Source organism: Streptomyces sp. NPDC055506, assembly GCF_053643595.1.
Genome location: NZ_JBSHKH010000012.1, coordinates 59,915 through 72,760, shown reverse-complemented (window position 1 = coordinate 72,760; position 12,846 = coordinate 59,915). Strand labels below are relative to the sequence as shown.

Sequence of the window (12,846 nt, the reverse complement as noted above, 5' to 3'; positions counted from 1 at the left end):
CCGTCCGGTCCTGTGACGGGAAACGCCTGCCCGGTGAACGTTCACGTAGCCAGGGGCAGTTGCTGGACCAGCAGCTTTCCGGCCATGGTCACGCCGCCGTCCATCGCGATGGCGAGTCCGTCGGCGTAGACGTGCGGTCCCTCGATCACCGGGTCCTCGCTGTCCTCGTCCTCCTCGGAGCCGACCTCGCCCAGCAGATACGGAATCGGGCTGTGCCCGTGAACGATGCGGGTGCCCCCGTACGTATCGAGCAGGGAGCGCACGGCGTCCGCGCCGCCCTCGTCGCGGAAGGAGAACCGCTTGGTGAACTTGCGGAACAGGTCCCAGACCTCGTCCGCGTCGTTGCGGGTGATCGTCTCGCGGACGGTGTCGTTGACCTCTTCGATCGAGCGGCCGTAGTCGAGATAGGCGGTGGTGTCGGAGTGGACGAGCAGATGGCCGTCGACCTCCTCGACGGCGTCGAGACGGGCCATCCACTGCAGGTGGTGGTCCTGGAGGCGGTCCATGTCGGTCTTCTGGCCGCCGTTGAGCAGCCAGGCCGCCTGGAAGGTGGCGGTGCCCGCGCCGGAGTTGACGGGGGTGTCGCCGAACCGCTTGGCGCCGAGCAGCAGCAGCTCGTGGTTGCCCATGAGCGCCTTGCAGTAGCCGCCGGCCGCCGCGGCCTCGGCGGACAGCCGCATCACCAGGTCGATGACGCCGATGCCGTCCGGGCCGCGGTCGGTGAAGTCGCCGAGGAACCACAGCCGGGCGGTGCCCGCGCTCCAGTTGCCTTCGGCGTCGAGGAGGCCCTTCTCCTGCAGAGCGGCCACCAGCTGGTCGAGATAGCCGTGGACGTCGCCCACGACGTACAGCGGGCCCTGTCCGGTGTTCGGAGGCGGGGCCGCGGCGGTTTCGGGGTCGACGGTCACCTGGACAGTGTCACCCCGGTTGACCACGGGAAGGTCGCGCTGGGTCGGCGTGTATCCCTCGGGATAGGTCTCCTCGGGCGGTGGAGCGACCTCGCCGGGGCTCATGCTCTGGACGTACGGACCGGTCTCGTGGACGTACGCGGGCACCCGGAAGTCGCGCAACGTCGCCGTGCGCTCCACCTCGGGTCCCTGACCGGCCCCCTGAGTCATCGACCCCTCCACCATCAAGCCGCATCTGCACCGCATCGGACTGCCTGGTCGTAGCGGCCCGCCGGTGTCGTGGGCCCATCATAGGAATGCGGATCGCGCCATGTGATGACCCAGGGGTGGTGAATCAGAGCAAGAGTCCAGTTCACTGCGGCTTTCGCCCCGATTGGGCCGGGCTTTGACCACCGTGTGACCGTCCTCGCTTTCCTTCTCTTCGCGAGAACGATCCCTTCTCTCCGGGGGACCGGCCCTGTTTCTCCCCAGGCACAGGACTTTCCCCTCGACCCCCTCGACCCGGGTCCGAGGTACCGGACCCGGGGTTCCCCGGTACTGGGGAACTACGCCCCCTCGGGGGACCGCGGCGGGCTGACCGTCGTGCGCGGCGGGCGTCGCTGGGACGACGTGCGCACGATCAGCTCCGTCGGTATCACCTGCTCCACCGGGCGGTCGGATTCCACTCCCTCGATGGCGTCGATGAGGAGCTGCACCACCGCCGTGCCGATGCGGCGCGGCTTCAGGGAGAGCGTGGTGATGGGGGGCTCGGTGTTGGCGTACACGGTGGACTCGCTGCAGCAGACCAGCAGCAGGTCGTCCGGTACGCGCAGGCCGTAGCGGCGGGCGGCGGCGAGCAGGTCGGTGCCGTTCGGGTCGAACAGCCCGTAGACCGCGTCGGGCCGGTCGGGGCGGGCGAGGAGCCGGTCGGCGGCGACGGCGCCCGCGCACGGATCGTGCGCCGGATAGGCCTCGTACACCGGATCCTGGCCGACGCGCTCGCACCAGCGCAGGTACGCGGTGGTCGACAGGTGGGTGTACGTGTCCGTCGTCGTGCCGGTCAGCAGGCCGATGCGGCGGGCGCCGGCGTCGGCCAGGTGGTCGAGGATGCCGAGGACGGCGGCCTCGTGGTCGTTGTCGACCCAGGCCGTGACCGGCAGGGAGCCGGCCGGGCGGCCGTCGGAGACGACCGGCAGGCCCTGCCGGACGAGTTCGCTGACGACCGGGTCCTGGTCGGAGGGGTCGATGACGACCGTGCCGTCCAGGGCGACGTTCGACCACACGTCGTGGCGGGAGGTCGCGGGCAGGATGACGAGGGCGTAGCCGCGGGCGAGCGCGGCGGAGGTGGCGGCCCGCGCCATCTCGGCGAAGTACGCGAACTCCGTGAAGGTGAAAGGTTCATCCCCGTACGTCGTCACGGTCAGGCCGATGAGTCCCGACTTGCCGGTACGGAGTGTCCGGGCCGCGGCCGAGGGCCGGTAGCCCAGCCGGTCGGCCACCTCGCGGACATGGCGCCGGGTGGCGTCCGGGAGCCGGCCCTTGCCGTTGAGGGCGTCGGAGACGGTCGTGATGGAGACTCCGGCGGCGGCGGCCACGTCTCTGATACCCGCCCGGCCCGGCCGACTGCCTCGACGGGAGGTTTCCGCGCGGCTCACCTGGTGCTTCCCTGCTGCTGTCATGGCGAGCCGATAGTAGGGCTCATGCGGTGGGGTAGTGCGGACGCATATGCAGACGTTGACAGGCACGTTTCTGCATGATCATTTAACCTCAATTGCTTGGGAAACCAAGGGAGTTAAGCGCTCTCATGCCAGTACGTGACTTGTCGGCCCGCGCGAGCCTGCCAAGGGGGCGAGGTTGCGAAGAGGTCTCAACTCACCTGCACGGGGGATGCGCGCCACGGCGTGCACCACCGGCGCGTAGATATATGTGCAGCGCGCCCCCGGATTCGTACGCCTTCGTGCGACGATGCCCCTGATGCCGGTGGGACATGCGAGACCGGCGTTCACCGCTCCGTCGTGGGTGTACGCAGCGGCGCCGAATCCTCATAAGGTGAGGAGTATTGGATGTCGGCGGCGGTCATGGGCCGCCGGTCTTCGCGAGGAGGACTGCGGTGAGCGAGACGAGCCCCAAGCTGCGCGGCGAGCTGGAGGGAATCCCCACCTACAAGCCGGGCAAGCCCGCCGCGGCCGGCGGGCCGGTGGCCTACAAGCTGTCTTCCAACGAGAACCCTTATCCGCCGCTGCCGGGTGTGATGGAGACCGTGACGGCGGCGGCCGGCAACTTCAACCGCTACCCGGACTTGGCCTGTACGGCGCTGATGAACGAGCTGTCCGGGCGGTTCGGCGTGCCCCTCTCCCACCTGGCCACCGGCACCGGGTCGGTCGGTGTCGCCCAGCAGCTGATCCAGGCCACCTCCGGCCCCGGCGACGAGGTGATCTACGCCTGGCGGTCCTTCGAGGCGTACCCGATCATCACGCAGATCAGCGGTGCCCGGTCGGTTCAGGTGCCGCTGACCGCCGGTGACGTGCACGATCTCGACGCGATGGCCGACGCGATCACCGACCGGACCCGGCTGATCTTCGTCTGTAACCCCAACAACCCGACCGGCACGGTCGTGAAGCGGGCGGAGCTGGAGCGCTTCCTCGACCGGGTGCCCGGAGATGTACTGGTGGTGCTCGACGAGGCCTACCGCGAGTTCATCCGCGACCCCGAGGTGCCGGACGGTGTGGAGCTCTACCGCGACCGGCCCAATGTCTGCGTCCTGCGGACCTTCTCCAAGGCGTACGGCCTGGCCGGACTGCGCGTCGGGTTCGCCATCGCCCACGAGCCGGTAGCGGCGGCGCTGCGCAAGACGGCGGTGCCGTTCGGGGTGAGCCAGCTCGCGCAGGAGGCGGCGATCGCCTCGATGCGTGCCGAGGACGAACTGATCGGCCGGGTCGGCTCGCTGGTGTGTGAGCGCACGCGCGTGGTCGACGGGCTGCGCGCCCAGGGCTGGACGGTGCCCGAGACCCAGGCCAACTTCGTGTGGCTGCGGCTGGGGGAGCGCACGGTCGCGTTCGCGCAGGCGTGTGAGCAGGCGGGCGTGGTGATCCGGCCGTTCCCCGGTGAGGGTGTGCGGGTCACGGTCGGGGAGATTGAGGCGAACGACATCTTCCTGAAGGTGGCGGAAGGGTTTCGCAAGGACCTGTAGTGCTCCGTGAGCCAGGCCCTGGGTCAGGCGTCCACGAGTTCCACGCGCACGGGGTCGCCGCCCCGCACGGTCGCGAGCAGGCCGGGGTCGCCGTCGATGCGGCCCAGGACGTTGCACGGGCTTGCGAGGCGGCACTCCTCGCCCTGTGAGATCGGCGTGGGCCCGTAGGGGAGGGCGAGGGCGTCGCCGTCGGTCCAGAAGGCGACCGTGCCCGGCTCTACGACCTGTCGGGCGCCTGTTTCACGTGAAACAGAGACTCCGGTGTCGAAGTACACCTCCTCGCCCCAGGTGCGGGCGGTGGAGACGAGAGGCAGCGCCCGGGTGACGGCATGGGTCGTCGGGGTGTCGTCAAGGGTTGCGGTGAGGTGCCCCGCGGGCCAGGAGATCCGTATCTGTAGCGGTGTCTGCATGCCGCAGATTCAACAATATGTTGAAGTTCGCGCCAAGGGGGCGATCGCGACAGGGGGCCCCTTTGGGGCTCGAAAGTCCGTGCTGCATAATGGCTTGTGAATGTGAACGCTTTCACAAGCGTATGTAAGGAGCGGCGACGTGGACCTGGCTTTGGCGCCGGAGACCCTGGCGCGATGGCAGTTCGGCATCACCACCGTCTACCACTTTCTGTTCGTCCCCCTGACGATCTCGCTGGCCGCCCTCACGGCCGGACTGCAGACCGCCTGGGTACGGACGGAGAAGGAGAAGTACCTCCGGGCGACGAAGTTCTGGGGCAAGCTCTTCCTGATCAACATCGCGATGGGCGTGGTCACCGGCATCGTGCAGGAGTTCCAGTTCGGCATGAACTGGTCCGACTACTCGCGCTTCGTCGGTGACGTCTTCGGTGCGCCACTCGCCTTCGAGGCGCTGATCGCCTTCTTCTTCGAGTCCACCTTCATCGGCCTGTGGATCTTCGGCTGGGACAAGCTGCCCAAGAAGATCCACCTGGCCTGCATATGGATGGTCTCGATCGGCACGATCCTGTCGGCGTACTTCATCCTCGCGGCCAACTCCTGGATGCAGCACCCGGTCGGCTACCGGATCAACGAGGCGAAGGGGCGCGCCGAGCTCACCGACTTCTGGCTGGTGCTGACCCAGAACACCACGCTCGCCCAGGTCTTCCACACGCTCACCGCGGCCTTCCTGACCGGTGGTGCCTTCATGGTCGGCATCGCCGCCTTCCATCTGGTCCGCAAGAGGCACGTCCCCGTGATGAAGACCTCGCTGCGGCTGGGCCTGGTCACCGTCGTCATCGGCGGCATGCTCACCGCGATCAGCGGCGATGTCCTCGGCAAGATCATGTACGAGCAGCAGCCCATGAAGATGGCCGCGGCCGAGGCACTCTGGGACGGCGAGAAGCCCGCCCCCTTCTCGATCTTCGCCGTCGGTGACGTCGACAAGGGGCACAACAAGGTCGCCATCGAGATCCCCGGCCTGCTGTCCTTCCTCGCCAAGGACGACTTCACCTCGTACGTCCCCGGCATCAACGACGTCAACAAGGCCGAGCAGGAGAAGTACGGCCCAGGCGACTACCGGCCCAACATCCCGGTCGCCTACTGGGGCTTCCGGTGGATGATCGGCTTCGGTATGACGTCGTTCGCCATCGGCCTGGCCGGGCTGTGGCTCACCCGCAAGAAGTTCCTGCTCCCACAGCGTCTGAGGGTGGGCGAGGACGAGGTGCCGCATCTCGTGCTCCTGCCGAACAAGGCGCTCGGCCCGACCCTCACCAAGTGGTACTGGCGCATGGCGATCCTCACCCTGGGCTTCCCGCTGATCGCCAGCTCATGGGGCTGGATCTTCACCGAGATGGGCCGCCAGCCGTGGGTCGTCTACGGCCTGTTCCAGACGCGTGACGCGGTCTCCCCCGGTGTCTCCACGGCCGAGGTCATCACCTCGATGGTCGTCTTCACCACGCTGTACGCGATCCTCGCCGTCATCGAGGTCAAGCTGCTGGTCAAGTACGTCAAGGCGGGCCCGCCCGAGCTCACCGAGGCCGACCTCAACCCGCCCACGAAGATCGGCGGCGACTCCAGTGACGCCGACAAGCCGATGGCCTTCTCGTACTAGGCCGAGGGAGCTGCACAGTCATGGAACTGCACGACGTCTGGTTCGTCCTGATCGCCGTCCTGTGGACCGGCTACTTCTTCCTGGAGGGCTTCGACTTCGGGGTCGGTGTGCTCACGAAGCTGCTCGCCCGCAACCGGCCCGAGAAGCGCGTGCTGATCAACACCATCGGACCCGTCTGGGACGGCAACGAGGTCTGGCTGCTCTCGGCGGGCGGTGCCACCTTCGCCGCCTTCCCCGAGTGGTACGCGACGCTCTTCTCGGGCTTCTACCTGCCCCTGCTGCTCATCCTGGTCTGCCTGATCGTCCGGGGTGTGGCCTTCGAGTACCGGGTCAAGCGGCCGGAGGAGAGCTGGCAGCGCAACTGGGAGACGGCGATCTTCTGGACCTCGCTGCTCCCCGCGTTCCTGTGGGGTGTGGCCTTCGGCAACATCGTGCGGGGCGTGAAGATCGACCAGGACTTCAACTACGCCGGCGGCGTCCTGGACCTGCTCAACCCGTACGCGCTGCTGGGCGGTCTGGTCACGCTGGCGCTGTTCACCTTCCACGGGACGGTCTTCGTCGGGCTCAAGACCGTCGGGGAGATCCGGGAGCGGGCACGGAAGCTGGCGCTGCGCGTCGGGCTGCTGACCGCCCTCCTGGCCCTTGCCTTCCTGTTGTGGACGCAGGCCGACCGGGGCGACGGTGCCTCGCTCGTCGCTGTGGTCGTGGCTGTCGCGTCCCTCCTCGTGGCGCTGGTCGCGGCACGGGCCGGGCGTGAGGGCTGGGCGTTCGCCCTGTCGGGGCTCACCATCGTGGCCACGGTGGCGATGCTCTTCCTGACGCTGTTCCCGAACGTCATGCCGTCGACGCTGAACCCGGACTGGAGCCTGACGGTCACCAACGCCTCGTCCAGCCCGTACACGCTGAAGATCATGACTTGGTGTGCCGGGATCGCCACCCCGATCGTCCTGCTCTACCAGGGCTGGACGTACTGGGTGTTCCGCAAGCGGATCGGTACGCAGCACATCGCCGAGACCGCGCACTGAGGTGTGTTTCACGTGAAACCAATCGATCCGCGTCTGCTTCGGTACGCCCGTGCCACCCGGGTCTTCCTGGGGGCGGTTGTCGCCCTGGGAGCCGTCGGGGCGGCGTTGGTCATCGCGCAGGCGATGCTCATCGCCGAGGTGGTGGTCGGCGCCTTCCAGCACCACATGCAGGTGACGGAACTCGCCACTCCCCTGCTGCTGTTGGCCGCCGTCGCGGCCGGCCGGGCGCTGGTCGGCTGGCTCACCGAGCTCGCCGCCCACCGGGCGAGCGCGGCGGTGAAGTCCGAGTTGCGGGGACGGCTGCTGGAGCGTTCCGCGCAGTTGGGTCCCGGATGGCTGAGCGGGCAGCGGACCGGTTCGCTGGTCGCCCTGGCCACTCGGGGAGTCGACGCCCTCGACGACTACTTCTCGCGGTATCTGCCGCAGTTGGGTCTCGCGGTGGTCGTGCCGGTGGCGGTGCTGGCGCGGATCGTCACCGAGGACTGGGTCTCCGCGGCCATCATCGTGGGCACCCTGCCGCTCATCCCGGTCTTCATGGTCCTGATCGGCTGGGCCACCCAGTCCCGGATGGACCGTCAGTGGCGGCTGCTGTCCCGGCTGTCCGGCCACTTCCTGGACGTCGTCGCCGGGCTCCCGACACTGAAGGTCTTCGGCCGTGCCAAGGCGCAGGCCGAGTCGATCCGGCGGATCACCGGCGAGTACCGGCGGGCGACCATGCGGACGCTGCGGATCGCCTTCATCTCCTCCTTCGCGCTGGAGCTGCTCGCGACGATCTCGGTGGCGCTGGTCGCCGTGACGATCGGCATGCGGCTGGTGCACGGCGAGATGGACCTGTACATCGGCCTGGTCATCCTGATCCTGGCGCCGGAGGCGTATCTGCCGTTGCGGCAGGTCGGGGCGCAGTATCACGCGGCGGCGGAGGGTCTCGCCGCTGCCGAGGAGATCTTCGAGGTCCTGGAGACGCCGGTGCCGGCGTCCGGGTCCGAGGCCGTGCCCGCGGGTGCGCTGGCGTTCGAGGGCGTGACGGTCCGGTACCCGGGGCGCGCGGCGGACGCCGTGGCGGCCGTGTCCTTCACCGTCGAGCCCGGGGAGACGGTCGCGCTCGTCGGGCCGAGCGGTGCCGGAAAGTCGACGCTGCTCAGTGTGCTGCTGGGCTTTGTGCGCCCGGCCGAGGGGCGGGTGCGGGCCGGGGGAGTCGACCTGGCCGATGCCGACCTGGACCAATGGCGCTCCCGGATCGCGTGGGTGCCGCAGCGTCCGCATCTGTACGCCGGGACGATCGCCGAGAACGTACGGCTGGCACGGCCCGACGCCGATGACGACGCCCTGCGGCGGGCGCTGCGGGACGCCGGGGCACTGGAGTTCGTGGACGCCCTGCCGGAGGGCGCGGAGACCGTGCTCGGCGAGGACGGGGCCGGGCTGTCGGCCGGGCAGCGGCAGCGGCTCGCGCTGGCCCGGGCGTTCCTCGCCGACCGGCCCGTGCTGCTGCTCGACGAGCCGACGGCCGCGCTGGACGGGGCCACCGAGGCCGAGGTCGTGGCAGCGGTACGGCGGCTGGCGGCCGGGCGGACGGTGCTGCTGGTGGTGCACCGGCCGGCCTTGCTGGGGGTGGCGGACCGGGTGGTGCGCATGGCCGAGCCCGAGGCGACCGCTGTGCCGGTCACGCCGGCCTCGGTCCACAAGGCGGATTCCGTCGAGGGTGAGCTGCGCGCACCGGTCGACCCGACCGAGCCCGACGGGGCATCCGCTCCGGGGCCCGTCCTCACCCGCGTGCGCGCCATGTCCGGCGCCCGGCGCGGGCGGCTGGGGCTCGCGCTGCTGCTCGGCAGTCTTGCCCTCGGGAGTGCCGTAGGGCTCATGGCCACCTCCGGGTGGCTGATCTCGCGGGCCTCGCAGCAGCCGCCCGTGCTCTATCTGATGATGGCCGTGACGGCGACGCGGGCCTTCGGGATCGGGCGGGCCGTGTTCCGGTACGCCGAGCGGCTGGTCTCGCACGACGCCGTGCTGCGGATGCTGGCGGACACCAGGGTCGCGGTGTTCCGCAGGCTCGAGCGGCTGGCTCCCGCCGGGCTGCGCCGGACCCGCCGGGGCGATCTGCTCTCCCGGCTCGTCGCGGACGTGGACGCGCTGCAGGACTACTGGCTGCGGTGGCTGCTGCCGGCCGGGGCGGCCGTCGTCGTGTCGGCCGCGTCCGTCGGCTTCACGGCGTGGCTGCTGCCGGAGGCCGGGGCCGTACTCGCGGCCGGGCTGCTGGCGGCGGGTGTGGGTGTGCCGCTGATCACCGGTGCCGTGGCACGGCGGGCCGAGCACCGGCTGGCCCCCGCCCGCGGCGTACTGGCGACACGGGTGGCCGATCTGCTCACCGGCACCGCGGAGCTGACCGTCGCCGGTGCCCTGTCCGCGCGGACCGCCCGGGCACGCGAGGCCGACGGGGCGCTCACCCGGATCGCCTCGCGCGCCGCCACCGCCACGGCCCTCGGCGACGGGCTCACCGCGCTGATCTCCGGCCTGACGGTCACGGCCGCTGCCCTGGTCGGCGCTCAGGCGGTCGCGGCCGGGCGGCTGGACGGCGTGACCATGGCCGTCGTCGTCCTCACCCCGCTGGCCGCCTTCGAGGCCGTGCTCGGGCTGCCGCTCGCCGTGCAGTACCGGCAGCGGGTGCGCCGGAGCGCCGAGCGGGTGTACGAGGTGCTGGACGCCCCGGAGCCCGTGGGGGAGCCGGAGCGCCCCCGGCAGGCGCCCGTGTCGCCGTTCCCGGTCGCCCTCAAGGGGCTGACCGCGCGGTACGAGGGGCAGGACCGGGACGCGCTCGCCGGGCTCGACCTGACCCTCGACGAGGGCTGCCGGGTCGCCGTGGTCGGACCGTCCGGATCCGGCAAGACGACGCTGGCGCAGCTGCTGCTGCGGTTCCTGGACGCGCGGGCGGGTGTGTACACGCTGGCGGGTGTGGACGCGTACGCGCTGCACAGTGACGACGTACGGAGGCTCGTCGGGCTGTGCGCGCAGGACGCGCACCTCTTCGACAGCTCACTGCGCGAGAACCTGCTGCTGGCCAAGAAGGACGCCACCGAGGACGAGCTGCGTGCCGCGCTCGGGCGGGCCCGGCTGCTGGACTGGGCGGACGGCCTGCCCGACGGGATCGACACGCTCGTCGGCGAGCACGGGGCGCGGCTGTCCGGAGGGCAGCGGCAGCGGCTGGCACTGGCCCGCGCGCTGCTCGCCGACTTCCCCGTCCTGGTGCTCGACGAGCCCGCCGAGCACCTCGACCTGCCGACGGCGGACGCGCTCACCGCCGATCTGCTGGCCGCCACCGAGGGCCGTACGACCCTGCTCATCACGCACCGGCTGGCAGGCCTGGAGGCGGTCGACGAGGTGCTCGTGCTGGATCGGGGACGGGTGGTGCAGCGCGGGTCGTACCCGGAGCTGGTGTCGGTGGACGGGCCGTTGCGGGAGATGGCGGAGCGCGAGGCGGCGTCGGAGGAACTTGCGGGAGCGCGGTAGCGGCGTGAACCGCGCACCCGGGCGGCCTCGCGCGCACTGATCCATTCGGAGCAGCCGGTCCCCCAGCCGTACGACGTGAACAGGACCGGGCCCGCAGGGCTGGGCGAGGATCGCTGACATGCGCTCATATCGCCGCTATCGCCTGCTCGTTCCGGCCTTGCTGTGCGCGTTGGCAGCCCTCGCGGCCCGGCCGACGGTGGCGGACAAGGAGCCCGGGAACGGCGGCGACACCGGCATCAGCGCCGAGGTGGCGCGGCTGTACGAGGACGCGGCGGTGGCGACCCAGCTGTACGAAACCGGCCGCAAGGAGGCCGATGAGCAGCGGGCCAAAGCGCAGCGGGCGGAGGCCCTCCTGGACACTCAGCGGCGGCACATCGCGGGCCTGAACGAAGATCTGGGCCGGATCGCCCGTGCCCAGTACCGGGGCAGCGGTGGTCTGCCGGTGGCCGCGCAGATGATCCTCGCCGACAGCCCCGACGAACTGATGCGAGGTCAGCACGCCTTCTCACAGACGAATCTCGCCGTGAACAACGCGATCTCCAAGAGCCGCCGGGCCGAGGCACGGCTCACCGCGGACGAGGCCAAGGCCGCGGCCGAGTGGGAGGCGCTGGAGAAGCGGAACGTCCAGCTGGCCGACTTGAAGGCCGGCATCGAGCAGAAGCTGGAGGAGGCCCGCTCGCAGCTCCAGGGGCAGGCGGACGCCTCGGTCGCCGCGGGGTCGTGCCGTGGGGCCGTCCGGCTCGACCAGCCGGAGACGGGGTTCACGACTGCGTGGGTCGCGCCCGTGGAGACGTACGAGCTGTCCGCGTCCTACGGCAGCGGCGGGGCGCGGTGGTCGAGCCGGCACACCGGGCAGGACTTCGCGGTGCCGATCGGCACGCCGGTGCGGTCCGTGGGGACGGGCCGGGTGGTGAGGGTGTCCTGCGGCGGCCCCTTCGGCATCGAGATCGTACTGAAGCACGCGGGCGGCTACTACACGCAGTACGCGCATCTCGCGTCCGTCGCGGTCGACCAGGGGGAGCACGTCAGCCCCGGCCAGTGGATCGGCCAGTCGGGCACCACGGGCAACTCCACCGGACCGCATCTGCACTTCGAGACCCGGGTCACACCGGAGATGGGCTCGGCGGTGAACCCGGTCTCGTGGCTGGAGGCGCGCGGGGTGCCGCTCTGACGGAGCGGCATGACCGCTTAGGAAGGCTCGACCGCTTTGGAAAGAGCGGGCGACACCTACACCCGCTCGGCCACCAACTGCTCGATCACGACCGCGACCCCGTCCTCGTTGTTCGCGACCGTCCGTCCCGAGGCCGCGGCGATCACGTCCGGGTGGGCGTTGCCCATCGCGTACGACCGGCCGGCCCAGGTCAGCATCTCGACGTCGTTGGGCATGTCACCGAAGGCGACGACCTCCTCGTGCGAGATACCGCGCTCGGCGCAGCACAGGGCGAGCGTGCTGGCCTTGGACACCCCGGGACCGCTGATCTCGAGCAGGGCGCTGGGGCTGGAGCGGGTCACACTGGCGCGGTCGCCGATCGCGAGCCGGGCCAGGGTCAGGAAGGCGTCGGGGTCGACCTCCGGGTGGTAGGCCAGGATCTTCAGCACCGGCTCCGCCGCCGCCCGGTGGTCGGGCCCCAGCAGTTCCTCCGCCGGGGCGAGGCTGTCGGGGATCTCCATGTGCAGCTTCGGGTACGCCGGTTCCTGGTAGAAGCCGTAGGTCTGCTCCACCGCGTACACCGTGCCCGGCGCCGCGTCGCGCAGCAGCCGTACGGCGTCCAGGGCGTTCTCCCGCTCCAGCTCCCGTACCTTGACGAACTTGTGGGTGCCGGGGCCGCCGTGCAGGTCGACCACGGCGGCGCCGTTGCCGCAGATCGCCAGTCCGTGGCCGTGCACATGGTCGCTGACGACGTCCATCCAGCGGGCCGGGCGGCCGGTGACGAAGAAGACCTCGATGCCCGCCTCCTCGGCGGCGGCCAGCGCGGCCACCGTGCGGGGGGACACCGACTTGTCGTCGCGCAACAGGGTGCCGTCGAGGTCGGTGGCGATCAGCCGCGGGGGGAGGGTCTCGGCCGCGGTATCGGGCTGTCGGGTCGCTGAGGTCACCGGGTCATTGTCCCGCAGATGCCCGCACGGGCGTGCGGGGCTCCGCACAGATGAGTCAATGTCGCTCTCACCAGGGCTTTCCCGTAAA

9 protein-coding genes are annotated in these 12,846 nt (G+C 70.5%); 5 read left to right on the top strand and 4 right to left on the bottom strand.

Features of this window, described 5'->3' with window-relative positions:
• Positions 1-41: 41 nt before the first annotated feature.
• Positions 42-1,133 (bottom strand): metallophosphoesterase family protein, encoded by a 1,092-nt coding sequence (locus tag ACWIF2_RS07610; RefSeq protein ID WP_454359182.1) that lies wholly within the window; start codon positions 1,131-1,133, stop codon positions 42-44.
• Between the two features lie 320 nt (positions 1,134-1,453).
• Positions 1,454-2,566 (bottom strand): LacI family DNA-binding transcriptional regulator, encoded by a 1,113-nt coding sequence (locus ACWIF2_RS07605; protein WP_454359181.1) that lies wholly within the window; start codon positions 2,564-2,566, stop codon positions 1,454-1,456.
• 431 nt (positions 2,567-2,997) lie between these two features.
• On the opposite strand from ACWIF2_RS07605, the gene hisC reads away from it, so the two are divergent.
• Complete coding sequence (gene hisC, locus ACWIF2_RS07600) at positions 2,998-4,077, top strand: histidinol-phosphate transaminase (protein WP_454359180.1); 1,080 nt, start codon at positions 2,998-3,000, stop codon at positions 4,075-4,077.
• 23 nt (positions 4,078-4,100) lie between these two features.
• On the opposite strand, the gene ACWIF2_RS07595 is transcribed toward hisC, so the two are convergent.
• On the bottom strand, positions 4,101-4,487 hold the full coding sequence (locus tag ACWIF2_RS07595) for a cyclophilin-like fold protein (protein ID WP_454359179.1): 387 nt from the start codon (positions 4,485-4,487) through the stop codon (positions 4,101-4,103).
• A 139-nt stretch (positions 4,488-4,626) separates the two neighbouring features.
• Here ACWIF2_RS07595 and ACWIF2_RS07590 point away from each other — a divergent pair, with 139 nt between their 5' ends.
• The 4 genes from ACWIF2_RS07590 to ACWIF2_RS07575 all read left to right on the top strand — a co-directional run bounded on the left by ACWIF2_RS07590 (position 4,627) and on the right by ACWIF2_RS07575 (position 11,832).
• Positions 4,627-6,135 carry a cytochrome ubiquinol oxidase subunit I gene (locus tag ACWIF2_RS07590; protein WP_454359178.1) on the top strand — a complete coding sequence of 503 codons (1,509 nt, stop codon included), beginning with the start codon at positions 4,627-4,629 and terminating at the stop codon, positions 6,133-6,135.
• 20 nt (positions 6,136-6,155) lie between these two features.
• Positions 6,156-7,160, top strand: a complete 1,005-nt coding sequence (gene cydB / locus ACWIF2_RS07585; protein ID WP_454359177.1) for a cytochrome d ubiquinol oxidase subunit II — start codon at positions 6,156-6,158, stop codon at positions 7,158-7,160.
• Positions 7,161-7,172: 12 nt separating this feature from the next.
• On the top strand, positions 7,173-10,661 hold the full coding sequence (cydD, locus tag ACWIF2_RS07580; RefSeq protein WP_454359176.1) for a thiol reductant ABC exporter subunit CydD: 3,489 nt from the start codon (positions 7,173-7,175) through the stop codon (positions 10,659-10,661).
• A 118-nt stretch (positions 10,662-10,779) separates the two neighbouring features.
• Positions 10,780-11,832, top strand: coding sequence for a M23 family metallopeptidase (locus ACWIF2_RS07575; protein ID WP_454359175.1), 1,053 nt, complete (start codon positions 10,780-10,782; stop codon positions 11,830-11,832).
• Positions 11,833-11,888: 56 nt separating this feature from the next.
• On the opposite strand, the gene ACWIF2_RS07570 is transcribed toward ACWIF2_RS07575, so the two are convergent.
• Positions 11,889-12,758, bottom strand: coding sequence for a Cof-type HAD-IIB family hydrolase (locus ACWIF2_RS07570; protein WP_454359174.1), 870 nt, complete (start codon positions 12,756-12,758; stop codon positions 11,889-11,891).
• Between the last annotated feature and the right edge of the window lie 88 nt (positions 12,759-12,846).